The 25,348-nt window shown below is 72.4% G+C and carries 17 protein-coding genes, 1 other RNA gene and 6 pseudogenes; 5 read left to right on the forward strand and 19 right to left on the reverse strand.

Annotated elements, in window-relative coordinates; translation table 11 throughout:
* Positions 1-52: 52 nt before the first annotated feature.
* The 14 genes and pseudogenes from ftsZ to LJB71_RS00250 all read right to left on the reverse strand — a co-directional run bounded on the left by ftsZ (position 53) and on the right by LJB71_RS00250 (position 15,649).
* Complete coding sequence (gene ftsZ, locus LJB71_RS00185; RefSeq protein ID WP_259302642.1) at positions 53-1,297, reverse strand: cell division protein FtsZ; 1,245 nt, start codon at positions 1,295-1,297, stop codon at positions 53-55.
* An 88-nt stretch (positions 1,298-1,385) separates the two neighbouring features.
* Positions 1,386-2,622, reverse strand: a pseudogene (gene ftsA, locus LJB71_RS00190) (cell division protein FtsA).
* Positions 2,619-3,335 (reverse strand): cell division protein FtsQ/DivIB, encoded by a 717-nt coding sequence (locus LJB71_RS00195; protein ID WP_259302643.1) that lies wholly within the window; start codon positions 3,333-3,335, stop codon positions 2,619-2,621. The pseudogene ftsA and the gene LJB71_RS00195 overlap by 4 nt, the downstream one beginning before the upstream one ends.
* A 65-nt stretch (positions 3,336-3,400) precedes the next feature.
* Positions 3,401-4,338, reverse strand: a pseudogene (locus LJB71_RS00200) (D-alanine--D-alanine ligase); the annotation flags it as partial.
* The gene (gene murC / locus LJB71_RS00205; protein ID WP_259302645.1) at positions 4,335-5,777 is read right to left on the reverse strand and encodes a UDP-N-acetylmuramate--L-alanine ligase; all 1,443 of its coding nucleotides are present in this window, start codon (positions 5,775-5,777) and stop codon (positions 4,335-4,337) included. The gene murC and the pseudogene LJB71_RS00200, both read right to left, overlap by 4 nt.
* A pseudogene (gene murG, locus LJB71_RS00210) lies at positions 5,774-6,859 on the reverse strand (undecaprenyldiphospho-muramoylpentapeptide beta-N-acetylglucosaminyltransferase). Before murG ends, murC begins: the two are co-directional and overlap by 4 nt.
* Positions 6,856-8,204 (reverse strand): annotated as a pseudogene (ftsW, locus tag LJB71_RS00215) (putative lipid II flippase FtsW). The pseudogenes murG and ftsW overlap by 4 nt, the downstream one beginning before the upstream one ends.
* A 1-nt stretch (position 8,205) precedes the next feature.
* On the reverse strand, positions 8,206-9,294 hold the full coding sequence (gene mraY / locus LJB71_RS00220) for a phospho-N-acetylmuramoyl-pentapeptide-transferase (RefSeq protein WP_114959836.1): 1,089 nt from the start codon (positions 9,292-9,294) through the stop codon (positions 8,206-8,208).
* Positions 9,284-10,669, reverse strand: coding sequence for a UDP-N-acetylmuramoyl-tripeptide--D-alanyl-D-alanine ligase (gene murF, locus LJB71_RS00225; RefSeq protein WP_114959837.1), 1,386 nt, complete (start codon positions 10,667-10,669; stop codon positions 9,284-9,286). Before murF ends, mraY begins: the two co-directional genes overlap by 11 nt.
* Positions 10,666-12,140 (reverse strand): annotated as a pseudogene (locus tag LJB71_RS00230) (UDP-N-acetylmuramoyl-L-alanyl-D-glutamate--2,6-diaminopimelate ligase). Before LJB71_RS00230 ends, murF begins: the two are co-directional and overlap by 4 nt.
* A 20-nt stretch (positions 12,141-12,160) precedes the next feature.
* Positions 12,161-13,999: a penicillin-binding transpeptidase domain-containing protein gene (locus LJB71_RS00235; RefSeq protein WP_114959838.1), complete on the reverse strand. Its 1,839-nt coding sequence runs from the start codon at positions 13,997-13,999 to the stop codon at positions 12,161-12,163.
* Positions 13,996-14,259 (reverse strand): cell division protein FtsL, encoded by a 264-nt coding sequence (gene ftsL / locus LJB71_RS00240; RefSeq protein WP_114959874.1) that lies wholly within the window; start codon positions 14,257-14,259, stop codon positions 13,996-13,998. The genes LJB71_RS00235 and ftsL overlap by 4 nt, the downstream gene beginning before the upstream one ends.
* Positions 14,259-15,206, reverse strand: coding sequence for a 16S rRNA (cytosine(1402)-N(4))-methyltransferase RsmH (gene rsmH, locus LJB71_RS00245; RefSeq protein WP_259302647.1), 948 nt, complete (start codon positions 15,204-15,206; stop codon positions 14,259-14,261). Before rsmH ends, ftsL begins: the two co-directional genes overlap by 1 nt.
* Positions 15,203-15,649: a division/cell wall cluster transcriptional repressor MraZ gene (locus tag LJB71_RS00250; RefSeq protein ID WP_259302648.1), complete on the reverse strand. Its 447-nt coding sequence runs from the start codon at positions 15,647-15,649 to the stop codon at positions 15,203-15,205. Before LJB71_RS00250 ends, rsmH begins: the two co-directional genes overlap by 4 nt.
* 314 nt (positions 15,650-15,963) lie before the next feature.
* Here LJB71_RS00250 and LJB71_RS00255 point away from each other — a divergent pair, with 314 nt between their 5' ends.
* Complete coding sequence (locus LJB71_RS00255; RefSeq protein WP_259302649.1) at positions 15,964-16,719, forward strand: NRDE family protein; 756 nt, start codon at positions 15,964-15,966, stop codon at positions 16,717-16,719.
* 35 nt (positions 16,720-16,754) lie between these two features.
* Here the strand turns inward: LJB71_RS00255 and LJB71_RS00260 are convergent, their stop codons facing one another.
* Positions 16,755-17,543, reverse strand: a complete 789-nt coding sequence (locus tag LJB71_RS00260) for a ChbG/HpnK family deacetylase (RefSeq protein WP_259302650.1) — start codon at positions 17,541-17,543, stop codon at positions 16,755-16,757.
* Between the two features lie 89 nt (positions 17,544-17,632).
* On the opposite strand from LJB71_RS00260, the gene LJB71_RS00265 reads away from it, so the two are divergent.
* A complete protein-coding gene (locus LJB71_RS00265) occupies positions 17,633-18,031 on the forward strand; it encodes a GtrA family protein (RefSeq protein WP_259302651.1) in 399 nt (132 codons plus the stop codon).
* On the opposite strand, the gene LJB71_RS00270 is transcribed toward LJB71_RS00265, so the two are convergent.
* The 4 genes and pseudogenes from LJB71_RS00270 to rsmI all read right to left on the reverse strand — a co-directional run bounded on the left by LJB71_RS00270 (position 17,976) and on the right by rsmI (position 21,985).
* Entirely contained in the window at positions 17,976-18,635 is a 660-nt protein-coding gene (locus LJB71_RS00270) for a hypothetical protein (RefSeq protein WP_259302652.1), read from the reverse strand. The genes LJB71_RS00265 and LJB71_RS00270 overlap by 56 nt on opposite strands.
* Positions 18,636-18,642: 7 nt before the next feature.
* Positions 18,643-20,493 carry a glycosyltransferase gene (locus LJB71_RS00275; RefSeq protein WP_259302653.1) on the reverse strand — a complete coding sequence of 617 codons (1,851 nt, stop codon included), beginning with the start codon at positions 20,491-20,493 and terminating at the stop codon, positions 18,643-18,645.
* A gap of 267 nt (positions 20,494-20,760) precedes the next feature.
* Positions 20,761-21,124: RNase P RNA component class A (gene rnpB / locus LJB71_RS00280), an RNA gene on the reverse strand.
* Positions 21,125-21,162: 38 nt separating this feature from the next.
* Positions 21,163-21,985: pseudogene (rsmI, locus tag LJB71_RS00285) on the reverse strand (16S rRNA (cytidine(1402)-2'-O)-methyltransferase).
* A 71-nt stretch (positions 21,986-22,056) separates the two neighbouring features.
* On the opposite strand from rsmI, the gene LJB71_RS00290 reads away from it, so the two are divergent.
* Genes LJB71_RS00290 through LJB71_RS00300 form a run of 3 tightly spaced genes read left to right on the forward strand, consistent with a single transcriptional unit; the run spans position 22,057 to position 25,140 of the window.
* The gene (locus tag LJB71_RS00290; RefSeq protein ID WP_259302654.1) at positions 22,057-23,388 is read left to right on the forward strand and encodes a penicillin-binding protein activator; all 1,332 of its coding nucleotides are present in this window, start codon (positions 22,057-22,059) and stop codon (positions 23,386-23,388) included.
* Positions 23,375-23,758 (forward strand): YraN family protein, encoded by a 384-nt coding sequence (locus LJB71_RS00295; protein WP_259302655.1) that lies wholly within the window; start codon positions 23,375-23,377, stop codon positions 23,756-23,758. Before LJB71_RS00290 ends, LJB71_RS00295 begins: the two co-directional genes overlap by 14 nt.
* Positions 23,758-25,140, forward strand: coding sequence for an FAD-linked oxidase C-terminal domain-containing protein (locus tag LJB71_RS00300; RefSeq protein ID WP_259304690.1), 1,383 nt, complete (start codon positions 23,758-23,760; stop codon positions 25,138-25,140). The genes LJB71_RS00295 and LJB71_RS00300 overlap by 1 nt, the downstream gene beginning before the upstream one ends.
* Positions 25,141-25,348: the final 208 nt, after the last annotated feature.

The raw sequence follows: 25,348 nt of genomic DNA on the forward strand, positions 1-25,348 counted from the left end.
GGATGGCCGGGCGGGGCCATCCGGAGTCGATTGCCTGCGCCATGGACGGCCTTCAGTCCGCCTGCCGGCGCAGGAACGCCGGAATATCCAGGTAATCGTCCTTCGGCAGCTCGGCCGTCATCGGCGCGGCGTCCGCGTTGCGGCGCAGGCTGCCGGCGAGGCTGGACGGCGGCAGCGTGGCATACCCGTCGGCGACCGCATCGATCGGCAGGCCGGTGGTGCCGTCGCGCTTGGCCTGGGTGTTGATCAGCTCCACCTGCGGGCGGCGCGGACGCTCCTGGCTGGCCTCGAAGCGGTTGCCGCGCTGGCTGTCCAGCGGTGCCTGGCGCACCGCCGCGCGGCTGAGGCCGGTGGCGACCACGGTGACCTTCACCTCGTCCTGCATCGCCGGATCCAGCGAGGTGCCGATGATGACGGTGGCATCTTCCGAGGCGAATTCGCCGACCACGCGGCCGATCTCGTCGAACTCGGCCATGGTCAGATCGGTGCCGGAGGTGATGTTGACCAGCACCCCGTTGGCGCCGTGCAGGTTGACGTCGTCCAGCAGCGGGTTGCGGATCGCCGCCTCGGCCGCGGCCTGGGCGCGGTCGTCGCCGCGGGCCACGCCGGTGCCCATCATCGCCAGGCCCATCTCGCTCATCACCGTGCGCACGTCGGCGAAGTCCACGTTGATCAGGCCCGGGCTGACGATCAGGTCGGCGATGCCCTGCACCGCGCCCTGCAGCACCTCGTTGGCGGCGCGGAAGGCCTGGATCATGGTCGCGTTGCGGCCGAGCACGGTGATCAGCTTCTCGTTCGGGATCGTGATCAGCGAGTCGCAGTGCTGGCTCAGCTCCTCGATGCCCTTCTGCGCCACCTGCATGCGGCGGCGGCCCTCGAACGGGAACGGCTTGGTCACCACCGCCACCGTCAGGATGCCCATCTCCTTGGCCAGCTGCGCCACCACCGGCGCCGCGCCGGTGCCGGTGCCGCCGCCCATGCCGGCGGTGATGAACACCATGTCCGCCCCCTGCAGCGCGTCCATGATCGCCTCGCGATCCTCCAGCGCGGCCTGGCGGCCGACCTCCGGGTTGGCGCCCGCGCCCAGGCCCTTGGTGACATTGCAGCCGAGGGTCAGCTGCAGGTTGGCGCCGCAGTTCTTGATCGCCTGCGAGTCGGTGTTGGCGGTGATGAACTCCACGCCCTCCACGCCGCTGTTGACCATGTGCGCCACGGCGTTGCCGCCGCCGCCGCCCACGCCCACGACCTTGATGACCGCATTGGGTGCCACTTGGTTGATCAGTTCGAAATGTGCCATGTCCGTGTCCTTTGTTGTTGTCGATACCTTGCCAATCCCTGACCCGCCTGCCGTCCCTCGACCGCCTCGCCTACCCGCGCGCCGGCGCTCAGAACTCTCCGCGGAACCACTTCAACGCCTTGCCCAGAACCCCGCCCACCTTGCCGGTGGGCAGCACCGCGCGCTTCGGGCTCTCCATGCGCGCGCCCATCAGCAGCAGGCCAATGCCGGTGGCATGCACCGGGTTGCCCACCACCTCGCCAAGTCCGCCGACGTGCTGCGGGATGCCGATCCGCACCGGCATCTGCAACATTTCCTCGGCCAGCTCGACCACGCCCTCCATCTTCGCGGCGCCGCCGGTGAGCACCATGCCGGCGCGCACCCGCTGCTCGAAGCCGCTGCGCCGCAGCTCCGCCTGCACCATCTCGAAGATTTCCTCGTAACGCGCCTGCACCGCCTGCGCCAGCGCGTGCCGCGGCAGCCGCCGCGGCGGGCGGTCGCCCACGCTCTCCACCTGGATGCTTTCCTCCGCGCGCGCCAGCTGCGCCAGCGCGCAGGCGTATTTGACCTTGATGTCCTCGGCGTGCGGCGTCGGCGTGCGCAGCATGTGCGCGATGTCCTCGGTCACCTTGTCGCCGGCGATCGGCAGGCTGGCGCTGTGGGCGATCGCGCCACCCACGAACACCGCGATGTCGGTGGTGCCCGCGCCCATGTCCACCAGCACCACGCCCAGCTCGCGCTCGTCGTAGGTCAGCACCGCGTGGCTGGACGCCAGCACGCCCAGCAGCAGCTCGTCCACCTGCAGCCCGCACTTCTGCACGCACTTGCTGATGTTGGCGGCCGCCGCCGCGGCGCAGGTCACCAGGTGCGCATGCACCTCCAGGCGCACGCCGGTCATCCCGATCGGATTGCGGATGCCCTCCTGCGAGCCGTCCAGCACGTAGTCGCGCGGGACCGCGTGCAGGATCCGCTGGTCGGCCGGGATCGCCACCGCCTTGGCCGCGTCCAGCACGTGCGCGAGGTCGGCGTGGGTCACCTCGCCGTCGCGGATGGGCGCCACGCCCTGCGAGTTGCGGCACTGGATGTGGCTTGCCGGAGATCGAGACATACGCGCTGCTGACCTCGCAGCCGGCCATCAGCTCGGCCTCCTCCACCGCGCGCTGGATCGACTGCACGGTGGAATCGATGTCCACCACCACGCCGCGGCGCAGGCCGCGCGACTCGTGGGAACCAATGCCGATCACTTCGACCGGCTCGCCGGGCGCGTATTCGCCCACCAGCGCGGTCACCTTGGAGGTGCCGATGTCGAGCCCGACGATGAGGGTCTTGTCGCCTTTGCGGTTCATGTCCTGGAGCCAGTATTCGGAAGGGGGGTTGGCGCGCGCGCGGGCGACGCGGCCGCCTCGGGCACGGCCCAGCGCAGCGCGAAGCCATTGGTGTAGCGAAGGTCGGCGCGCAGCAGGCGGCGCTGCGGGTTCTGCGCGATCAGCTGCGGCAGCAGCGCGGCGAAGCGCTCCAGCCGGGAGGAGGGATCGTCGCGGCCGAGCACCACCTGGGTGCCGTCGGCCAGGGTGATCGACCAGCTGCCGCGCCTGTCGATCGCCACCCCGCGCACACCGCCGGCGTTGGCCAGCTGCTCGCGCGCCTGGTTGTACAGCGCCACCACCTCCGGCACCCGCGCCTCCGGTCCGTCCAGCAGCGGCAGCCCGGCAGGCACCTGCACCTTGCCCGCCGGGAACAGGTGGCCATGCGCGGACAGCAGCCGGGTCGCGCCCCAGCGCGCGAACGGGCGGTATTCGCTGATGCGCAGCTCCAGCACGTCCGGCCAGTGCTTGCGCACCTGTGCCTGCTCGACCCACGGCAGCCGGTCCACCGCGCGCTGCACCTGGCCCAGGTCCACCGCGAAGAAGCCGCGCTGTGCGTACGGCAGCACGGTGGCGCGCAGCTGCGCGCGATCCACGCGCTGCAGGTCGCCCTGCACGCGCAGGGTACGCAGCGGGAAGTGCGCGGTCAGCCACCAGCCGTCCACCACGCCCACCACCGGCAAGGCGACCAACACCAGCGCCAGCAGCTCAGACCACCGGATGCAGCAGCGCCCTCATGGCGCCTCCCCGGCAGCGATGCCAGCGTCTGCTCCAGGATCCGCCAGCACAGCTCCTCGAACCCGACCCCGATCTGGCGCGCGGCCTTCGGCACCAGCGAGTGGCTGGTCATGCCCGGCGCGGTGTTGACCTCCAGCAGCAGCAGGCGACCGTCCGCGCGCGCGCGCATCACGTCCACCCGGCCCCAGCCGGCGGCGCCGGCGGCGCGGAACGCGGCCAGCGCCAGCGCGCGGATGGCCTCCTCCTCGGCGCCGTCCAGCCCCGGGCACAGGTACTGGGTGTCCTCGGCCACATACTTGGCGGCGTAGTCGTACCAGCCGCCCTTGGGGACGATCCGGATCGACGGCAGCGCAAGCTCGCCGAGGATGCCCACGGTCAGCTCGTCGCCGACCACCATTTCCTCCATCAGCATTTCGCCGCCGTAGGCGCGCGCGACCGCCTCGGCGGCGGCGATGTCGGCCTCCGCCTGCACCCGCGCCACGCCCACGCTGGAGCCTTCGCAGGACGGCTTGACGAACACCGGCAGCCCCAGCCCCAGCGCCGCCGCGCGCAGGTCGGCGCCAGGCGCCAGCCGCACGAAGCGCGGGGTGGGCAGGCCGGCGGCGATCCACACCTGCTTGGTGCGGATCTTGTCCATGGTCAGCGCACTGCCGAGCACGCCGGAGCCGGTACAGGAATACCGAACGCCTGCAGCAGGCCCTGCAGCACGCCGTTCTCGCCTTCGCCGCCGTGCAGGATGTTGAACACGCGGTCGAAGCGGCCCTGCATCAGGCCCTCGCGCAGGGCGGCGATGCCGTCCACCGGCTGCGCGTCGATCCCGCGCGCGCGTAGCGCCTCGAGCACGTTGCGGCCGGAGTCCAGCGACACCGCGCGCTCGCTGCTGGTGCCGCCCAGCAGCAGCGCCACCCGCCCGAACGCGGCCGGGTCATGGGTGCGCAGCGGCGGCAGCGGCAGGCTCATGCGCCACCTCCGGCCAGGCCGTCGCGCGCCAGTTGCTGGGCGGCCGCGCCGATGTCGCCGGCACCCATCAGCAGCAGCAGGTCGCCGTCGCGCAGCACCCCCGGCAGCGCCGCGGCCAGCTCGGCCGCGCTCCCGACCAGCACCGGCTCGACCCGCCCGCGGGTGCGGATGGCGCGCGCCAACGACTTGCCGTCGGCACCGGCGATCGGCGCCTCGCCGGCCGGATACACCTCGGTCAGCAGCAGCGCATCCACCCCGGACAGCACCGCCGCGAAGTCGTCGAACAGGTCGCGCGTGCGCGAGTACCGGTGCGGCTGGAACGCGACCACCAGCCGGCGATCGGGCCAGCCGCCGCGCGCGGCCTCGAACACCGCCGCCAGCTCCTTCGGATGGTGGCCGTAGTCATCCACCAGCAGCACCTGCCCGCCGCCGGGCAGGGCCAGCGTGGCCAATTGATTGAAGCGCCGGCCGATGCCCTGGAAGCCTTCCAGCGCGCGCGCGATCGCCGCATTCGGCACGCCCAGCTGCCAGCCGACGGCGGCCGCGGCCAGCGCGTTCTGCACGTTGTGGCGGCCCGGCAGGGCCAGCGTGCAGGGCGTGCGGCTACCGTCCGGCAGGCACAGGGTGAAGTGCATGTGCGCGCCCTGCTGACGCACGTCGGCAGCGCGCACGTCGGCCTCCGGCGCGAACCCGTAGGTCACCACGTGGCGCGGAGTGGCGCGCGCCAGTTGCGCCACCTCCGCGTCGTCGATGCACAGCACGGCCAGCCCGTAGAACGGCAGCCGGTGCAGGAACTCGGAAAACGCCTGCTTGACCCGCTCGAAGTCACCGCCGTAGTTCTCCAGATGGTCGGCATCGATATTGGTGATGATCGCCGCCACCGGGTTCAGGCGCAGGAAGCTGCCGTCGCTCTCGTCGGCTTCCGCCACCAGCCAGTCGCCGCCGCCCAGGCGCGCGTTGGCGCCGGCCGCGAGCAGCTTGCCGCCAATCACGAAGGTCGGGTCCAGCCCGCCTTCCGCCAGCACGCTGGCGGTCAGCGAGGTGGTGGTGGTCTTGCCGTGGGTGCCGGCCACCGCCACCCCGCGCTTGAAGCGCATCAGTTCGGCCAGCATCTCCGCGCGCGGCACCACCGGGATGCGCTGCGCACGCGCCTCCAGCAGCTCCGGGTTGTCCTCGCGGATCGCGCTGGAGACCACCACGCAGTCGGCGTCGAGCACGTTGGCCGAGGCATGGCCCTTGTAGAGGGTGATGCCGAGCGAGGCGAGGCGGCGGGTGGTGGCGTTTTCGGCGCTGTCGGAGCCGCTGACCTGGTAGCCCAGGGTCTGCATCACCTCGGCGATGCCGCTCATGCCGACGCCGCCGATGCCGACGAAATGCACGCGCGGCAACGCCCGCGCAGGATCATCGAGTTGCCGCAGATACAAACGCTGTGCGCTCATCGAGCGTCCTCATGGGAAATTTCCGACAACACCGCCGCAGCCACGCGGTCGGCGGCATCGGGCAGCGCCAGCGCGCGCGCCGCGCGCGCCATCGCCAGGCGCCTGCCGGGATCGGCGGCCAGTTCGGCCAGCACCGCGCGCAGGCGCGCGGCCAGCTGTTCGGATTGCGGCAGCAGCACGGCGGCGCCGCGCTCCACCAGGTACTCGGCGTTGCGGGTCTGGTGGTCGTCCACCGCTTGCGGGAACGGCACCAGCACGCTGCCGACGCCGACCGCGCACAGCTCGGCCAGGGTCAGCGCACCCGCGCGGCAGACCACCAGGTCGGCCCAGGCGTACGCCGCCGCCATGTCGGCGATGAACGGCTCCACCTGCGCCGGCACCGCGGCCTCGGCATACGCGGCGCGCGCCTCGTCCAGCAGCTTCTCGCCGGCCTGGTGGCGCACGTCCACCGGCACGCCCAGCGCCGCCACCGCCGCCGGCACCGCCGCGTTCAGCGCACGCGCGCCCTGGCTGCCGCCCAGCACCAGCAGGCGCAGCGGGCCGGAATGGTCGAACCCGCGCTGCTCCGGCGGCGGCACCGCGGCGATCGCCTCGCGCACCGGATTGCCGACATGCACTTCGCGCGCGAAGGTCTGCGGGAAGCCGACCAGCACCTGCCGCGCCAGCCGCGCCAGCACTTTGTTGGTCAGACCCGCCGCCCGGTTCTGTTCGTGCACCAGCAGCGGGATGCCGGCCAGCCGCGCCGCCAGCCCGCCGGGACCTGCGGCATAGCCGCCGAAGCTGACCACCGCATCCGGCGCGCGGACGCGCAGCAGCGCCGCCGCCGCGCGCACCGCACGCAGCACCCGCAGCGGCGCGCCCAGCAGGGTGGCTAGGCCCTTGCCGCGCAGCCCCTTCACCGGCAGGGTGTCGATGGCGATTCCGTGCGCCGGCACCAGCCGGGTCTCCATGCCGCCGTCCGCCCCAGCTCAGCACACCTGCGCGCCGCGCGCGCGCAGCGCCTGCGCCACCGCCAGGCCTGGGAAGATATGGCCGCCGGTGCCGCCGGCCATGATCATGACGTTCGGTGCGCGTGCGTTCATCGCGCCCTCCGCAGTGCCGCCAGCGCCGGCGACTCCGGGCGCGCCGGCTTGCCCAGCACCGGCTCCACCCGCGCACGCGCAGGCTCCACCCGGGCGGAAGCCGCCGCGTACGCGGCGCCGGCCGTCCCGCCAGCGTCCGCCGCCGCCACCGGAGCCAGTGCGCCGGCGGCCTTGCGCCGCGCCACCTGGCGCACGGCGCGCTCGTATTCGTAGGAGACCCGCAGCAGCAGCCCGAGCGCGGCGCAGGTCATCACCACCGAGGAGCCGCCGTAGGACACCAGCGGCAGCGTGAGGCCCTTGGTCGGCAGCAGGCCGAGGTTGACGCCCATCGAGATGAAGCTCTGCATGCCCATCCACAGCGCGATCCCGAACGCCAGGTAGCCGGCGAAGTGGCGGCGCAGCTCGATGCACTTCAGGCCCAGCCAGAACGCGCGCCCGACCAGCAACCCGTACAGCCCAATCACCAGCGCGACGCCGACCAGCCCCAGCTCCTCGGCCACCACCGAGAAAATGAAGTCGGTATGCGCCATCGGCAGGTAGGACAGCTTCTGCACCGAGCCGCCGAGGCCCACGCCCAGCCACTCGCCGCGGCCGATCGCCATCAACGCGTTGCTGAGCTGGTAGCCGGCGCCGAGCTGGTCCTGCCACGGGTCCATGAACGAGGTGACCCGGCGCATGCGGTACGGCTCCAGGATCACCAGCGCCACCACCCCGGGCAGCAGCAGCAGGATCGGCAGGACCAGGCGCTTCAGCGGCGCCCCGCCCAGCACCAGCATCCCCACGGTGATGCCCAGCAGCAGCATCGAGGAGCCGAAGTCCGGCTGCAGCATCAGCATCCCGACCAGCAGCAGGGCCATGCCGGCCGGCTTGATCATCGCGTACCAGCGCTCGGCCACCTCCTCGCTGTAGCGCTTGAGGTAGCTGGCCAGCCACACCAGGTAGAACACCTTCACCAGTTCCACCACCTGGAAGCTGGCCGGCCCGAGGTTGAGCCAGCGGCGCGCGCCGTTGATGGTCTTGCCCACGTGCGGCAGCCACAGCACCAGCAGCAGCAGGAAGCAGGCCAGCAGCAGCTTCACTGCGCGTACTGCTCGACCTGCTTGAGCTCCATTCGCATCACCACCAGCGCGATCGCGATGCCGATGCCGAGATAGACCGCGTGCCGCACCAGGAAGTACCAGGGGCCGACGTTCTGGCCACCGCCGGCGATCGCGGCCGAGCCGACCATCACCACCCCCAGGCAGGCCAGCGCGACCACCGCGCCCAGCAGCCACGGGTCGAAGCGCCCGCCGATCTCGTCGATGCGGGTGGCCTGGCCGGAGACGTCGTAGCCGATCGCCGCCATCTCAGCGCACCTTCAACGTCGCCAGCCCGACCAGCACCAGCACCACGCTGATGATCCAGAAGCGCACGATCACCCGCGGCTCCGGCCAGCCCTTCAGCTCGAAGTGGTGGTGGATCGGCGCCATCCGGAACACGCGCTTGCCGGTGAGCTTGAAGCTGGCCACCTGGATCATCACCGACAGGGTCTCGACCACGAAGATCCCGCCCATCAGCACCAGCACCAGCTCCTGGCGCACGATCACCGCGATCGTGCCCAGCACCGCGCCCAGCGCGAGCGCGCCGATGTCGCCCATGAACACCATCGCCGGGTAGGTGTTGAACCACAGAAAGCCCAGCCCGGCGCCCGCGATCGCGGTGCAGATGATGATCAGCTCGCCGGCGCCCGGCACCCGCGGGATCTGCAGGTACTGCGCGAAGGTGGCGTTGCCGGAGGCGTAGGCGAACACGCCCAGCGCGCATGCCACCAGCACGGTGGGCATGATCGCCAGCCCGTCGAGGCCGTCGGTCAGGTTGACCGCGTTGGAGAAGCCGACGATCCAGAAATAGGCGATCGCCACGAAGCCCACGCCGGCCAGCGGCAGCGCCACCGTCTTGAACAGGGGCAGGTAGAAGGTGGTGGCCGCGGCGACGTCGGCGTTCACGTACAGGAAGATGCCGGCCGCCAGCCCCAGCAGCGACTGCAGCGCGTACTTGGTGCGCGAGCGCATGCCGTTGGGGTCGCGCTTGACGATCTTGATCCAGTCGTCGGCCCAGCCGATCGCGCCGAAGCCCAGCATCACCGCCAGCACCACCCACACGTACTTGTTGCGCAGGTCGCCCCATAGCAGCACGGAGGCGGCGATCGACAGCAGGATCAGCGCGCCGCCCATGGTCGGAGTGCCGGCCTTGGAGAAATGCGACTGCGGGCCATCCTTGCGGATCGGCTGGCCGCCGGCCTTGAGCCCGGCGAGGTAGCGGATCATCCCCGGGCCCCACCACAGCGACAGCGCGAGCGCGGTCAGCGCGGCCAGGATGGCGCGGAAGGTGAGGTAGTTGAACAGGTTGAAATGCCCGTGCAGCTGTTCCAGCCAGCGGGTGAGCTCAAGCAGCATCGGTTCCCTCCTCACTGCCGCATGCGGCATCCCGCGCCAGCAGCGCGGCCACGATCGTGTCCATCGCGCTGCCGCGCGACCCCTTCACCAGCACCCGCACGCCCGGGCGCAGCGCCGGCGCCAGCGCCTGCAGCAGCGCTTCATGCGTCTCGAAATGCGCCGCGCCGCGCCCGAACGCCGCGCTGGCATGTGCGCTCAGCGGCCCCAGCGTGTACAGCCGCGTGATCCCTGATTCGCGCGCACGCGCGCCAGCCTCGGCATGCAGCGCGATTTCATGCTCGCCCAGCTCGCGCATGTCGCCCAGCACCAGCCAGGCCTCGCCGCCGCCCTCGGCCAGGGTGTCGATGGCGGCCGCCAGCGAGTTCGGATTGGCGTTGTAGCTGTCGTCGATCAGCAGCGCGCCGCTGCGCAGCGGGCGCGCGACCAGCCGCCCGGCCACCCGTTCGCTGGCTTCCAGCCCGGCGCGGATCTGGTCGGGCCCGGCGCCGACCGCCAGCGCCATCGCCGCCGCCGCCAGCGCGTTGCGCACGTTGTGGCGGCCCGCCAGCGGCAGGGCGACCTCCACCTCGCCCGCGGGCGTCACCAGCACGAAGCGCGAGCCGTCGATCCCGGCCTGGATCGCGCGCGCGCTGACCTCGGCCGCGGCCTCGATCCCGAACCGGATCATCCGCCGCCCGCGCAGGCGCTCGCTGAAATACACCGCGAACGCATCGTCCGCGTTCACCACCGCCACCCCGTCGTCGGGCAGCGCCTGGTAGATCGCACCCTTGGTCTGGGCCACGCCGAGCAGGCTGCCCATGCGCTCCAGATGGGCGGCGCCGACGTTGTTGACCAGCGCCACGTCGGGCCGCGCGATCGCGCACAGGTAGGCGATGTCGCCGGGCTTGCCGGCGCCCATCTCGTACACCGCGAAGCGCGCGTCGTCGGGCGCTTCCAGCACTGCCAGCGGCAGCCCGATTTCGTTGTTGCGGTTGCCGGGATTGGCGTAGGCCCCACCGAGCTGGCGCAGGATCGACAGCAGCAGGGTCTTGACCGTGGTCTTGCCGTTGCTGCCGGTGACCGCCAGCACCTTGGTGGCACGGCCCATCTGCACCGCGGCGGCCAGGCTGCCCAGCGCGCGCTGGGTGTCGGCCACCACTACCTGCGGGATGTCGACTTCCTGCACCTGCGCCACCAGCGCGGCCACGCAGCCCCCATCGACCGCGGCCTGCACGTGCGCATGCCCGTCGAAGCGCTCGCCCTTGAGGGCGACGAACAGCGCGTCGCCGCCCGGCAGCGCGCGGGTGTCGGTGGCGATCGCATCCACCGTGCGGTCGGCGCCGTGCAGGCGGCCGCCGGTGGCCTGCGCGATCCAGCTGAGCAGGCGCGGGGTCATGCCGCATCCTCCCCGCCGCGCCGGCGCAGGCACTCGCGCGCCACCGCGGCATCCTCGAACGGGTGCTTCACGCCCGCGATCTCCTGGTAGGGTTCGTGGCCCTTGCCGGCCACCAGCACCACGTCACCGGGCGCGGCCTGGGCGATCGCACTGGCGATCGCGGTGGCGCGGTCGCGCTGCACCACCACCGCCTGCGGGGCGAGGAAGCCGGCGAGGATGTCGGCCACGATCGCATCGCCGTCCTCGCCGCGCGGGTTGTCGTCGGTGACGATCACCACGTCGGCCAGGCGCTCGGCGATCGCCGCCATCTGCGGGCGCTTGCCGGTGTCGCGCTCGCCACCGCAGCCGAACACGCAGACCAGGCGCCCGGCGGCATGCGCACGCAGCGAGGCCAGCGCCTGCTCCAGCGCGTCCGGGGTGTGCGCGTAGTCCACCACCACCAGCGGTTGCCCCGGCGCGCCGCCCAGCCGGTTCATGCGGCCGTCCACCGGCAGCAACTGCGACAGGGTCTCGGCGATCAGCGCCGGCGCCATGTCCAGCGCGAACAGGGTGGTCGCCACGCCCAGCAGGTTGTCCACGTTGAAGCGCCCCAGCAGCGGCGAGCGCACCGGGTGCGCCTGGCCGCCGGCATGCAGCAGGAAGCCGATGCCGCCGGCGTCCAGCACCAGCTCCTCGGCGCGCACGCTGGCGCCGGGTGCCCCGCGCGAGGAGAACCCCAGCGCGCGCACCTTGCCCTGCACCGCCGCGAACAGCTCGCGCCCGAACGCATCGTCCAGGTTCACCGCCGCCGCGCGCAGCCCCGGCCAGTCGAACAGCTTCGCCTTGGCTGCGCCGTAGCGCGCCATGTCGCCGTGGTAGTCCAAATGATCGCGGGTGAGGTTGGTGAACACCGCGACGTCGAAATGCACGCCGTCCACCCGGCCCTGGTCGAGCGCATGCGAAGAGACTTCCATCGCCACCGCCGAGGCGCCCTGGTCGCGCAGCTCGGCTAGCAGGGCGTGCAGGCGCAGCACCAGCGGGGTGGTGAAGCCGGTCGGCACCGCCTTCGGCCAGATCCCGGCCCCCAGCGTACCCAGCGTGCCCGCCTTCTGCCCGCGCAACGTCCAGGCCTGGGCTAGCAGCTGCACGGTCGAGGTCTTGCCGTTGGTACCGGTGACGCCGACGGTGGCCATTGCCGCGCTGGGATGGCCGTGGAAGGTGTCGGCCAACGCGCCCATCGCGCGCGCAGGCCCGGTACCGGGATCGCGTCGGCGGGCGCCGGCAGATCGTCCGGAGCCGGTGGTTCGTACAGCACGGCGGCGGCGCCAGCGGCCTTGGCCGCGTCCGCGAAATGCAGCCCATGCGCACCGAAGCCGCCGATCGCCACGAACGCATCGCCCGGGCGCACTTCGCGGCTGTCCTGCACCAGCCCGGTGATGGCCAGCTCGGCGGATAGCCCCTCGAGCTCGGGCAGCAGCTCGCCCAGCAGCATCCGGCGCACGTGTTCGGCACTCATTGCGCACCTCCCGCCGCCGCAACCGGCGAGGCCACCGCGGCGGTGGCCAGCACGGCGCGACCGTCGCCCTTCTGGCGCCGGGCCTCGGCGGCCTGCTGCGCGGCCAGCCAGGCCGGCAGGTCGTCGGGCGCCACGTCCATCAGGCGCAGCGCGCCTTCCATCACGTTGCGGAACACCGGGCCGGCGACCACGCCGCCGTAATAGCCCTTGCGCGACGGATCGGGGTCGTTGATCGCCACCGCCATCGCGAAGCGCGGATGGTCCACCGGCACCAGCCCGGCGAAGTAGCCGATGTAGCGGCGCGAGTAGCCGCCGGCGCTGGCCTTGCGCGAGGTGCCGGTCTTGCCGGCCACGTGGTAGCCGAGGATCGCCGCCTGGGTGGCGGTACCGCCCGGCTCGGTGACGGTCTGCATCATCTGCAGCACTTCGTGGGCGATCCTCGCATCCAGCACCCGCCGCGGCGGGTTGTGCTGGCCCTTCACGAAGGTCGGCTGGTGCAGCAGGCCGCCGTTGCCCAGCGCCGCATAGGCGGTGGCGATCTGCAGCGGGGTCGCGCTCAGTCCATAGCCGTAGCTCATGGTCTGCTTGCTGGTGCCGCTCCAGCGGTCGGGCGTGGGGAACAACCCGGCCGCCTCGCCGGGGAAGCCGCTGCCGGTGGACCGGCCGTAGCCGAAGCGGCGCACGAATTCGTTGAACTGCGCGTTGCTCAGGCGGCGCGCGATCAGGGCGGCGCCGACGTTGGAGCTCTTGCGGATGACGCCGGTGGTGTCCAGCACCCCGTAGTTGTGGGTGTCGGTGGTGCGGTAGGTGCCGTTCGGGATCCAGCCGGGATTGGTGTCGAACAGGGTGGCCGGGGTGATGACGCCCGCTTCCAGCGCCGCCGCCACGGTGAGCGGCTTCATGGTCGAGCCCGGCTCCATCAGGTCGGTGACGGCGCGGTTGCGGTGGGCGTCGCGCGGGCTGGCGCCAACCGCGTTCGGATTGAACGAGGGAATGTTGGCCATCGCCAGCACTTCGCCGGTGGCCACGTCCAGCACCACCGCCGAACCGCTGCTGGCGCCGGTCTCGGCCACCGCGTTGCGCAGCTCGCGGTAGGTCAGGTACTGGATGCGGCGATCGATGCTCAGCACCAGGTCGTGCCCCGGCTGCGCGGGTCGCACCAGGTCCACGTTCTCGACGATCCGGCCCTTGTTGTCGCGGATCACGCGCTTGGCGCCCGGGGTGCCGCTCAGCCAGTCGTCGAACGCCAGCTCCAGCCCTTCCTGGCCGCGGTCGTCGATGTTGGTGAAGCCCAGCACGTGCGCCAGCACCTCGCCCTGCGGGTAGAAGCGGCGGTATTCGCGCTGGCCGGCGACCCCGGGGATGTCCAGCGCGAGGATGCGCGCGGCTTCGTCCGGGTTGATCCGGCGCTTGAGATACACGAACTCGCGGTCGGCGCGCGCGCTCAGGCGACTGGCCAGCTCGTCCTGCGGCATGCCCAGCGCCTGCGCCAGCTGCGGCAGGCGCTCGGGCGACTTCAGCAGCTCCTTCGGGTTGGCCCAGATCGATTCCACCGGCGAAGAGATCGCCAGCGGCTCGCCGTTGCGGTCGGTGATCATCCCGCGCGAGGTGGCGATCGGGATCTCGCGCACGAAGCGTGCATCCCCCTGCTTGCGGTAGAACGCCTGGTCCACCACCTGCAGGTTGAACGCGCGCGCCAGCAGCGCCATCGAACCCGCCCCCAGCAGCACGCACACCAGCAGCAGGCGCTTGCGCAGGTCCAGCTGCAGGCGCGCGCGCTCGCGGCGCTCGCCGCTGCCGGCCACCCGCGGACGCTGTTTGCCGAAGCGGGTCATCGCCGCACCACCACGACGTCTTCGGTGCGCGGGAAGGCCATGCCCAGCTGTGCGCGCGCCACCTGGTCCACGCGGTTGCTCTCCGCCCAGGTGGCCTGCTCCAGCTGCAGCCGGCCGAACTCGATGTTGAGGTCGTCGCGCGCCTTCTCCAGCCGGGTCAGCGCGATGAACGCCTGCCGGTGCTCGTGGCGGTCGCGCACGATCAGCAGTGCGCTGGCGACGTTGGCCAGCACCAGCGCGGCGACGAGCAGGCCACGGATCATGCCGCCACCTCCAGCTTTTCCGCGACCCGCAGCACCGCGCTGCGCGCGCGCGGATTGGCCGCCAGCTCCGCCGCGCCGGCCTTCTGCGCGCCGCCGACCAGACGCAGGATCGGGGTGAACGCCACCGCCACCGGCATCCGCCGGTTGGCCGGCGGCGCCTTCGCGTGGCGGGCCATGAACTGCTTGACGATGCGGTCTTCCAGCGAATGGAAGCTGATCACCACCAGCCGCCCACCGGGCTTCAGGCGCGCCAGCGCGGCGTCGAGGCCGGCCTCGAGATCGGCCAGCTCGCGGTTGATGTGGATGCGGATGGCCTGGAAGCTGCGGGTGGCCGGATGGGTCTTGCTGTCGCCGCGCGGCATCACCTGCGCGATCAGCTCAGCCAGCTGCGCGGTGCGGGCGATCGGCTGCTGGCTGCGGCGGGCCACGATCGCGCGCGCGATGCGGCGGCTCTGGCGCTCTTCGCCGTAGGTCCACAGCACGTCGGCGATCTCCTGCTCGGAGGCGCGCGCCAGCCAGTCGGCCGCGCTCTCGCCGGCCTCGGGGTCCATGCGCATGTCCAGCGGGCCGTCTTTGCCGAACGAGAATCCGCGCGCGGCCACGTCCAGCTGCGGCGAGGACACGCCCAGGTCCAGCAGCACGCCGTCGAGGCCCGAGGCGGTTTCCTCCCAGCCGGCCAGGGTGGCGAAGCTGCCGCGCCGCCAGTGCAGGCGCGCATCGGCCGCGGCCATCCGCATGGCCTCCGCGATCGCTTCCGGGTCCTTGTCCATCACCAGCAAACGCCCTTGCGGCCCCAGCCGCTGCAACACCCCGCGCGCATGCCCGCCGCGCCCGAACGTGCCATCCAGATAGCGTCCATCCCCTTTCACCGCCAGACCGTCCATGACCTCGGCCAACAGCACCGGGAGGTGGGCGGACGCGCTGTCCGCGCCACCGCCGGTCACAACGGCAGGCCCAGCAGGTCGTCGTCCATGTCCTCGTCGCCGAGGACCTGGTGGACCTGACCCAGATGCGCCTGCTCGCTGCGCAGCTCGAACTTGTCGCCGCTTCCCTGCAACACGACCTTGCGATCGATCCCCACCGCCGCACGATGGCTGGCCGGCAGCGAGATGCGGCCACTGCCATCCGGCTCCACGAACGTCGCCGCGCCGACCAGCTTGAACTGCAGGATGCGGTTGGCGCGCTTGGCCTTGGGCAACGCGTTGACCTTCTCGCGCAGCGTCTCCCACACGTGGTGCGGATAGATGTAGAGCGCGTCGGTGTCGAACGGGCTGTAGGTCACCACCAGGCGGTTGCCGCACGCACGCGCGACCAGGTCCCGGTAGCTGGTCGGGATCGCCAGCCGGCCCTTGTCGTCGATGGTGATGGCGGTCTCGCCGTGAAACATTGCCTGTCGCCTGCCCCGTCTGCCACGGAGTTCGCCCCGAGAAAACCACTTTTTCCCGGTTTTCCCACGAAGCACCACATTAGCAGGCCTTCCCCGCCTGTCAACAACTTCGCGCGGGACATTTCCCAAGCCCGGTCAAGGACTTGCAGCAAACTTCAAGAACTTGTTCAAGCTTTATCCACAAGCTTATGTTCCGTCTCAAATTTTGAGACAGCACACGCTTCCGGGGCTGGCCGCATTCAGGCGCGCCCGCCATTTCGAACGATTGCTGCGGCGCAGCAAATCCCGTTGCCATGCGCCGGCACAATGCGCGCATGTGCGTGGTCGCCCTCGCCTGGAACATCCACCCGCGCTGGCGCCTGGTCGTGGCCGGCAACCGCGACGAGGCGCACGCGCGCCCTGCCGCGGCGCTTTCCCGATGGCCGGATCTGCGGATCCGCGCCGGCCGCGACCTGCAGGCCGGCGGCACCTGGCTGGGGCTGGGGCGGGACGCACGCATGGCGGTGGTGACCAATGTGCGCAATGGCCTGCCGCGCCCGTTCATCGGCCCCTCGCGCGGCGACCTGCCGGTGGCGTTCCTGACCGGCGCGCAGGCGGCCGCCGAGTACGCGGCGCAGGTGGCGGCGCAGGCGGCGCGCTACGCGCCGTTCAATCTGGTGCTGGCCGATGCGCACGACTGCCTGTACGTCGGCAACCATCCGGGACCGGCGTGGCGACGCCTCGCGCCCGGCGTGCACGCACTGTCGAACGGCCCGCTGGATGCCGACTGGCCCAAGGTACGCCGCCTGCGCATGGCGCTGCAGGCCTGGGTGGCGGCCGGCGACGACGACCCGCAACCGCTGTGGCAGGCACTGGCGGATGAAACCCCGGCCACGGACGCGGAGCTGCCGGACACCGGCGTCGGGCTGGCGCTGGAGCGACGGCTCTCGCCCTGCTTCATCCGCGGCGTACGCTACGGCACCCGCGCCAGCACCCTGCTGCGGGTGGATGCCGCCGGGCGCGGCCACATCTGCGAGCGCCGGTTCGGGCCGGGCGGGGTGTTCCTGGGCGAAACCACACTGGCCGACTGAAGGCGCGCGGACTGGCAGCGGCGCGAGGCGCCCGCTCAGGCCGCGAGCAGGCTGCGCATCGGCGCCAGCCGCACCCGCGCCTGCGCCAGCCAGTCGTCCAGCGCCAGGCCGGACAGCACGTCGAACTCGGCCTGGCGTGCCGCACCCAGCGCATCGCCGGCGCGGTCGCCGGGATGGCACATCAGCAGATCTCCGGGGCGCGCCGTCGCCAGCCAGCCGCGCAGCAGCCCGACATAGCGCGCCTGCCCGCCGCTGAAGCCGTACACGCCGAGAAAGCCGCGGTTCTGGCGGAACCCGGCGCGGCGCGCACTGGCCGCCAGCGCGCGCGCGCCCAGCGCCGCGATCACCCCCGCCTTGGCCGCATCCTGCAGGCCCGCCACCCGCATCGCCGCCCAGCGGCCGCGGGTGTCGCGCAACCACGGCCGCGGGCCGGACGCCGGATAGCGCCGCGCCAGTTCCTCCAGCAGCGCGCGCCGGATCACCGGCAGCTGGTGCACGTGCTGGTGGCCATCGACGAAGGCCGGCGCGCGCCCCAGGCCGTCCTCGAATGCGTCGAGCTGGGCGCAGATCTCGGCGCGCACCATCGCGGCATCCAGCGAACCTGCGTAGGATTGCGCGATCAGCGCCTGCAACCGGTGGCGCGCCCCCGGCGTCAGCGGCGCCTCGGTGAAATCCAGATGCAACCCGACCTCCAGCCCGCCGGCGGCGCCGTCGCGCAGCCAGTGCAACCCCTGCCGCCAGGCCGGCGCGCCCACCAGCGCGCCGGTGGCCTGCAGGCGGCCGCGCCCGGCCAGTTGCGCCACCGCGGCGTTGACCCCCCGCATCCAGCCCGTAATCATCGGCGCAGATGCACAGGCCGGTTTCCGGCAGTCCTGTTTCCATCCGTCTCGCCTCTTTAGCCCCTGACTCCGACATGGTGCACCACATCCCGCGCCCCTTGCGCTTCATCGCCGTCGGCTGCGCCGCCGCCGCCGTGCACTGGCTGGTGGTGGTGGCGCTGGTGGAACACGCCGGCCTGCCGCCGCTGGCGGCCAACGTGCTGGGCTGGCTGGTGGCCTTCGTGGTCTCGTTCGCCGGCCACCATCACCTGACCTTCCGCGGCCACGGGGTGCCGGTGCGCGATTCCGCGCGCCGGTTCTTCCTGCTCTCGGCCTTCGGCTTCGCCCTGAACGAGACCACCTACGCGCTGGCGCTGCACCTCAGCCGGATCGGCTACCAGCTGCTGCTGGGCGGGGTGCTGGTGTTCGTGGCCGGGATCACCTGGATGCTGAGCCGGCTGTGGGTGTTCCGGGACAGCCCAGCGCAGCCCTGACCGCCGGCTGCGCAGGTTCGATCCGCCACAGCGCGGCCTCGCCGCTGGCCGCCACCTGGCGCGCCTGCGCCAGCAGCGGGAACGCCTGCGGCGCGGCCCGCGGCCCCACCAGCCAGGCCACCGGCGCCCGGCACAGGGCCGGCGCCAGCTGCGATGGACGCAGCAGCAGGCTGCGCGCCAGCGCCGGATCGAAGTCGCCGGCATCGGCCAGCTCCTTGCGCCAGGTATCGCGGCGGCGGATCGCCGGATCGTCCCAGTCCAGCACGTAGGCCACCGGCTGCTCCAGCCGCGCGTAGATCGGCAGGTCGAAGTAGTACTCGCCCAGCAGGAACACCGGCGCGCCCGCCTGGCGCTGGGCGCGCAGCTCCAGCCCAAGCCCCTTGCTGGAATGCGGCGTGCGTGCCGCCAGCAGGCCGATCACCAGCACGCAGAACGCCACCGAGACGCCCGCGCTGACCCACCAGCCGCGTCCGAGGCGGCCGTAACGGCGGCGGTGCGCGGCGACCCCGTCCGCCAGCAGCACCGCCAGCGGCGGGATCGCCGGCAGGATGTAGCCCACCAGCTTGGACGCCGGCAGCGAGAAGAACGCCGCCACCACCACCACCCACAGCTCACATCAGCCGGCGCAGGTCGGCGCGCAGCGGATCCACGCCCTGCCCGCGGGCCAGCAGCGGCTTCAGCCAGGGCAGCCACGGCAAGGTGGCCAGCGCCAGCACCGCCGGGTAGAACCAGACCGGCTGCACGTTGTTGAAACCGGTTTCCGCGAAACGCTTAAAGTGCTGGACCACGAAGAAGTAATGCAGGAAGTCCGGGAACCGCTGCTGCATGGCGATGAACCACGGCGCGGCGACCAGTGCGAACAGCACCAGCCCCGGCAGCGACAGCAGGCGCAGCCAGGTGCGCCAGCGGCCGCCCGAGAGCAGCCAGGCGGTCACCACCAGGCCCGGCAGCACCATCCCGATCAGGCCCTTGGCCAGCACCGCCAGCGCGGCCGCGACGTACGCGCCCAGCAGCGCGCCGCGGTACGGCAGGCCGCGCTCCAGCGCCAGCGCCGCCTGCGCCAGCAGCACGATGGTGACGGTGATCGCGCCGGCCACCAGCATGTCGAGATTGGCGAACTGCGCGCCCAGATAGAACGCCGGCTGCAGCAGCAGCACCCACAGCGCCAGGCGCGCATCGCGCTCGCCCCACCAGCGCCGCAGGAGCAGAAACACCGCCAGCGCCCCGGCCCACGCACCGAGGATCGAGGCCAGCCGCGCCGGCCACTCCCACACCCCCAGCAGCTTCATCGCCGCCGCGGTGATCCAGTAGAACAGCGGCGGCTTGTGGAAGTACGGCAGCCCGTCCAGGGCCGGGGTCAGCCAGTCGCCACTGCGCAGCATGCCCCAGGCCACGCCGACGTAGCGGCCTTCGTCCGGCAGCATCAGCGGCCGCGCCCAGGCCAGCAGCGCCAGCCACACAAACGCCAGCAGCGCGACCTGGAGAGTGCCGCGCGGGGACGCCTGCACCGGCGCGCTCACTCGCCCAGCCCCTGGCCGCGCCGGCGCCTGACGATATACAGCGGCCGCCGCTTGACCTCCTCGAAGATGCGCCCGACGTATTCCCCGACCACGCCCAGCGCCACCAGCTGCATCCCGGCGGAGAACATCACGCCGACCACGATCGTGGTCCAGCCGCTGACCCCGGTGCCCGTGCAGCAGGTACTCGACCACCAGGAACAGGCCATAGCCGAACGCGAGCATGGCCAGCGTGAAGCCGGTGAGCGTGAGCAGGCGCAGCGGCCAGGTGGAGAAGCCGATCAGCCCGTCCAGCGCGAAGTTCACCAGCCGCATCGGACGGAAGTGGGTGCGCCCGCCGGCGCGCGCGTCCGGCATGTAGGGCACCGCCACCGCGCGGAACCCGACCCAGGCGTACAGCCCTTTCATGAAGCGGTTGCGCTCGGGCAGTGCCAGCAGCGCCTCCACCACCGCGCGGTCCATCAGCCGGAAATCGCCGGCATTGGGCGGGATCTCCACGCGGTCGCCCGCGTTCACCAGCGCGTAGAAGCCGCGCGCGCCGAGCCGCTTGAACAGGCTCTCGTCGGCGCGGCTGCTGCGCACGGCATACACGCTGTCGGCGCCTTCCCGCCACTTCTCCAGCAGGGTCGGGATCAGCTCCGGCGCGTGCTGGAGGTCGGCATCCAGCATCACCACCACCTCGCCGCGCGCGGCCTGCAGCCCGGCGGTCAGCGCCGCCTCCTTGCCGAAATTGCGCGACAGCTCGACCGTGCGGATGCCGGCGCGACGGGTCCATGCCGCCAGCCGCTGCGGGGTGTCGTCGGTGCTGCCGTCATCCACCAGGATGATCTCCCACGCCGGCGCCAGCGGCTCCAGCACCGCCAGCAGCCGCGGCAGCAGCAGGTCGAGGTTGCCGGCCTCGTTGCGGCACGGAATCACGCAGGAGATGCTGGGCCGCGCATGCACGCGCGCGGCCAGCGCGGCATCGCCGGCGGCCGGCTCAGGAGTCGGGGACGATTCGAAACGGAGTGCATGCGCCAGGCCTCATCGCAGCGCCGGACGGCCGACGCGAACGCCACTAGCATGATCGATCCGGCGTAAACCTGGCTCAGCCGAAACACAGCCAGGTGTTAAAGCCCGCCAGGCGTCCGCAAGAACTGCCGCACGGGGCGAACCCGTCATCCCGTTCGTGGTGGGCCTGTCGAACCACGGGCGGGAGGTCTGGAATGAAGGCGGCGGAGCCGGCCGATAAGCCGGGTTCTGTCGGCGCCTGCGCGCCGTGGCAGCCATTCCTCTAGGCGCCGCGTCGCCGCGACGCTCGAGCAACCTACCCGGAGACTCGGCGGGCCGCCTCATCGTCTCCCTATTTGGTCTTGCTCCCGGTGGGGTTTGCCGTGCCGGCCTGTTGCCAGGCTCGCGGTGCGCTCTTACCGCACCATTTCACCCTTGCCGTCCTGCCGAAGCAGTCTTGGGCGGTATCTTTCTGTTGCACTTTCCGTCGGCTCGCGCCGCCCAGGCGTTACCTGGCACCGTGCCCTGTGGAGCCCGGACTTTCCTCGGCATCCGCAAGGGATGACGCGACTGCCTGGCCGACTCCGCCGGCGCGGATTGTCGCACGTGCCGGCGCGGCGCGCCTCACTCCGCCCCGTACAGCGCCTTGCGTGGCGCGCCGGACAGCTCCGCCGCCAGCTTGGCCGCAGTGGACGGCGGCAGGTGCTCTTTCAGCCGGGCATACAGGCGCCGGCCTTCGGCCACCTTGGCGTCGCCATCCCCGGCGGCGCCCTGCACCAGCAGCACGAACTCACCGCGGCGCTGGTCGGGATCGGCCTCGACCTGCGCCAGCAGGCCGGACAGGCTGCCGTCCCGCACCGTCTCGAACAGCTTGGTCAGCTCGCGCGCCAGCACCGCGGGGCGCGCGCCGCCGAAGGCCGTCGCCATGTCGGCCAGGGCCTCCCCGATGCGGTGCGCGGACTCGTAGAAGATGAGCGTGCGCGTCTCGCCGGCGAGCGCCTGCAGGCGCTCGCGCCGGGCCGCGGCCTTGGCCGGCAGGAAGCCCTCGAAGGCGAAACGGTCGCTGGGCAGCCCGGCCACGCTGAGCGCGGCGATGAGCGCGCTGGCGCCCGGCACCGGACTGACCTTCACCCCGGCCGCGCGCCGCGCGCACCAGCCGGAAGCCGGGATCGGACACCAGCGGGGTGCCGGCGTCGCTGATGAGCGCCAGCGATTCGCCGGCCAGCAGGCGCGCCACGATCCGCTGCGCGATCGCGTCCTCGTTGTGCTCGTGCAGCGCCAGCAAGGGCGTCGCGATACCGAAATGCGCCAGTAGCTGGCCGCTGCGGCGGGTGTCCTCGGCGCAGATCGCCGCCACCTCGCGCAGCACCTGCTGCGCGCGCGGAGTGAAATCGCCCAGGTTGCCGATCGGTGTGGCGACGACGAACAGAGTGCCGGGAACCTGCATGGGTGCCTTCAACGTGGGCGCGGGTAGAATCCTAGCCGGTTCCCCCAGCGAGCGCCCCGCCCGTGGCCCCGATGCGATCCTTCCTGCTCGTCCTGCTGCTGGCGCTGGCCGGCTGCGCGAACGTGGCGCCGAAAGCCCCGCCGCCGCCGCCCTATGCCGAAGCCACCGTGCAGGCGCAGGCGCTGGCCGCCAACCACGCGCGCCTGACCGGGCCGGCGCGGCGCGCCAATGGCGAGGCCATCGAACGCCTACTGACAGCGCTGGACGATGCCACCCTGGCCCGGGATGCAGCGCGGCTGCCCGCCGAGGATCCGCTGTATGCCTTTGCCGGCCGCGCGCTGTTGCGGCGCGGGCTGCCGCTGCCGCATCCGTTCGCCCGCAGCGAGGCCGATTTCGGGGCGGCCCAACGCCCACCGGCCGAGGCGGACGGCTACCGCCCTCCGCTGCAGGTGGCGCTGCTGCTGCCGCTGTCCGGGCCGCAGGCACCCGCTGCGGCCGCCGTGCGTGATGGCTATCTGAGCGGCTATTACGGCGAAACCCGGCGCCGGCCGCAACTGCGCTTCTACGACACCGTCGGCGGTGCCCAGGCCGCGCTCGCGCGCGCGGCCGCCGACGGCAACGACTTCGCGGTCGGCCCGCTGCTGCGCGAGGACGTGGATGCCGTGTTCGCGGACGCCCCCCCGCTGCCGCTGCTGGCGCTCAACCGCGGCGACCGCAGCCCGACGCCGGGCAGCGCGGCGTTCTCGCTGTCACCAGAGGACGAGGGCGTCAGCCTGGCGCTGGCGCTGGCCGAGCGCGGCCGCCGTCACGTGTTGCTGATCGCCGGCAGCGAAGTTGCCCAGCAGCGCACCGCTCATGCGGCCGAAACCCTGCTGCGGCAGCGCGGGGCGCAGGTGACGCGACTGCCGGCCACGCCCGCGCTTGCCAGCGCACTCGCCGCGCTCACACCGGCGCCAGACGCGGTGCTGCTGGTGCTCAAGGGGCCGCAGGCGCGCAGCGTGGTGCCGCAGCTGGCGCTGGCCAACCTCGGCCAGCTGCCGCGCTACGCCAGCTCGCAGATCACCCAGGGCACCGGCAAGCCGGACGAGGACTCGGCGCTGGACGGCACCCTCTTCCCGACCGAACCCTGGCTGGTGGAACCAGTGCCCGGGCTGCCGAGCCAGGCCGTCGCCGCGGCGCAGGTGGTGACCGCCAAGGGGCCGGCGGCGCGCCTGTTCGCATTCGGCCTCGATGCCTGGCGACTCACCGGATATCTGCAGCATCTGGCCCTGCAGCCGAACGCTACCCTGCGGGGCGCCACCGGCCGCCTGCAGCTGGACGGCTTCGGCAACGTGCAGCGGCAGCCGGCATGGTCACAGTTCCGCGGCGGACGCCCGCTGTCGCTGCCCGATGGCGCGCCCTGAGCCTTCCCGCCAGCAGCGCGGCGCGGCGGTTGAAGCGGCTGCGCTGGCGTTCCTGCAAGCCCACGGCCTGCGCCTGCTGGCGCGCAACGCACACAGCCGCGGCGGCGAACTCGACCTGGTGATGGACGACGCCGGCAGCGTGGTGTTCGTGGAGGTACGCTATCGTGCGAATCCCGACTTCGGCGGCGGCGCGGCCTCGGTGGATGCCGGCAAGCGCCGACGACTGGTGCAGGCGGCGCAGGACTTCCTGGTCCGGCATCCAGAACATGCGCATGCCTCCTGTCGATTCGATGTCGTGGCCGCCTCGGGCGACCCGGCCGCGCCCGCGCTCACCCGGCTGCGCGACGCCTTCCGCGCCGACGAAGCGTGATTCGCATGCCCCTGCCCGCCGCCCTCGCCGCCGAGCTCGCCGCGCTGCTGGGCGACGGCTGGCACGTGGACGAAGCGACACGCGACGCCCACGGCGGCGACGACTCCCGCCGCCACGTGCCACCGCAGGCGGTGGCGCTGCCGCGCACGCGCGAGCAGGTCGTGGCCCTCGTCCGCGCCTGCCGCGCGCACGGCGTGCCGATCGTCGCCCGCGGCACCGGCACCGGCACCACCGGCGCGGCGGTGCCGACCCCCGAAGCGATCGCCGTGTCGTTCGCGCGCATGGACCGCATCCGGGCCATCCAGCCCGCCGACCGCTGCGCGGTGGTGGAACCGGGCGTCCTGAACGGTGCGCTGCAGGCCGCGCTGGCACCGCACGGCCTGTTCTGGCCGCCGGATCCTTCCAGCGCCGACAGCTGCACCATCGGCGGCAATCTCGCCACCAACGCCGGCGGCCCGCGCGCGGTGAAGTACGGCGCCACCCGCGACAATGTGCTGGGGCTGGTCGCGGTCACCGGCGCGGGCGAGCTGATCCGGGTCGGCGGTGCCTACACAAAGGCCTCGGCAGGCTACGACCTGACCCGTCTGCTGGTCGGCAGCGAAGGCACCCTGGCGCTGATCGTCGAGGCCACGCTCAAGCTGACCCCGCGCCCACAGGCGCAGGCCGGCCTGCGCGCGTTCTACCGCGACGCCGCCAGCGCCGCCGCGGCCGTCTCCCGGCTGATGGCGCAGCCGGTGGTGCCGGCGACGCTGGAGTTCCTGGACCGCCGCAGCCTCACCCTGCTGCGCCGCAACGGCAGCGACGTGCCCGAAGCCGGCGCAATGCTGCTGATCGAGGCCGACGGCAGCCTCGAGGCCCTGCCGGACATCCTCGCCACCTTCGGCACGGCCGCCGACAGCGACGGCCTGATCGATATGGACGTGGCGCAGGACGGCGCGGCGCGCGAACGCCTGTGGGCGGCGCGGCGCGCGCTGTCGCCGGCGCTGCGCACGATTGCGCCCGGCAAGATCAACGAAGACGTGGTGGTGCCGGTCTCGCGCATCCCCGATCTGGTGGCCGGCGTGGAGGCGCTGGCGGAAGCGCACGCGCTGACCATCGCCTGCTTCGGCCACGCCGGCAACGGCAACCTGCACGTCAACCTGCTCTACCACCCGGACGACGCCGCCGAGACCGCGCGCGCGCAGGCCGCGCTGCCGCAGGTGTTCGCGCTGGCGCTGGCGCTCGGCGGCACGCTCTCGGGCGAACACGGCATCGGCCTGTCCAAGCGCGACTTCATGGCGCACGCCTTCGATGCGGCCACGCTGGAAGCCATGCGCGCGATCAAGCGCGCACTCGACCCGGACGGCATCCTCAACCCGGGCAAGCTGCTGCCACCGCCCTGACGTAACCTCCCCCTGGCGTTGCGCTTGCCCATCCGCTGCTCCAGGGCGTTCACCGTGTAGGTCGTGGTCATCCCCTGCGCCGTGTGGCCGGCCAGGCGGCCGAAGGGATCATACGCCAGCGTGTGCGTGATGCCTGCGGCATCGGTGTACGCGGTGACATTGCCGGTGGCGTCGTAGGTGAACCCGCGGCTTACGCCGCCCGCCACCG

Origin of the sequence: Thermomonas sp. S9 (assembly GCF_024704365.1) — a bacterium.
Taxonomy (GTDB): domain Bacteria; phylum Pseudomonadota; class Gammaproteobacteria; order Xanthomonadales; family Xanthomonadaceae; genus Thermomonas.

What these genes read in the sequence shown, in the direction of transcription:
- ftsZ (WP_259302642.1), bottom strand. Translation starts at nt 1,297, where the DNA reads ATGGCACATTTCGAACTGATCAACCAAGTGGCACCCAATGCGGTCATC.
- murC (WP_259302645.1), bottom strand. Translation starts at nt 5,777, where the DNA reads ATGAGCGCACAGCGTTTGTATCTGCGGCAACTCGATGATCCTGCGCGG.
- mraY (WP_114959836.1), bottom strand. Translation starts at nt 9,294, where the DNA reads ATGCTGCTTGAGCTCACCCGCTGGCTGGAACAGCTGCACGGGCATTTC.
- murF (WP_114959837.1), bottom strand. Translation starts at nt 10,669, where the DNA reads ATGACCCCGCGCCTGCTCAGCTGGATCGCGCAGGCCACCGGCGGCCGC.
- LJB71_RS00235 (WP_114959838.1), bottom strand. Translation starts at nt 13,999, where the DNA reads ATGACCCGCTTCGGCAAACAGCGTCCGCGGGTGGCCGGCAGCGGCGAG.
- LJB71_RS00250 (WP_259302648.1), bottom strand. Translation starts at nt 15,649, where the DNA reads ATGTTTCACGGCGAGACCGCCATCACCATCGACGACAAGGGCCGGCTG.
- LJB71_RS00255 (WP_259302649.1), top strand. Translation starts at nt 15,964, where the DNA reads ATGTGCGTGGTCGCCCTCGCCTGGAACATCCACCCGCGCTGGCGCCTG.
- LJB71_RS00260 (WP_259302650.1), bottom strand. Translation starts at nt 17,543, where the DNA reads ATGCGGGGGGTCAACGCCGCGGTGGCGCAACTGGCCGGGCGCGGCCGC.
- LJB71_RS00265 (WP_259302651.1), top strand. Translation starts at nt 17,633, where the DNA reads ATGGTGCACCACATCCCGCGCCCCTTGCGCTTCATCGCCGTCGGCTGC.
- LJB71_RS00290 (WP_259302654.1), top strand. Translation starts at nt 22,057, where the DNA reads ATGCGATCCTTCCTGCTCGTCCTGCTGCTGGCGCTGGCCGGCTGCGCG.
- LJB71_RS00295 (WP_259302655.1), top strand. Translation starts at nt 23,375, where the DNA reads ATGGCGCGCCCTGAGCCTTCCCGCCAGCAGCGCGGCGCGGCGGTTGAA.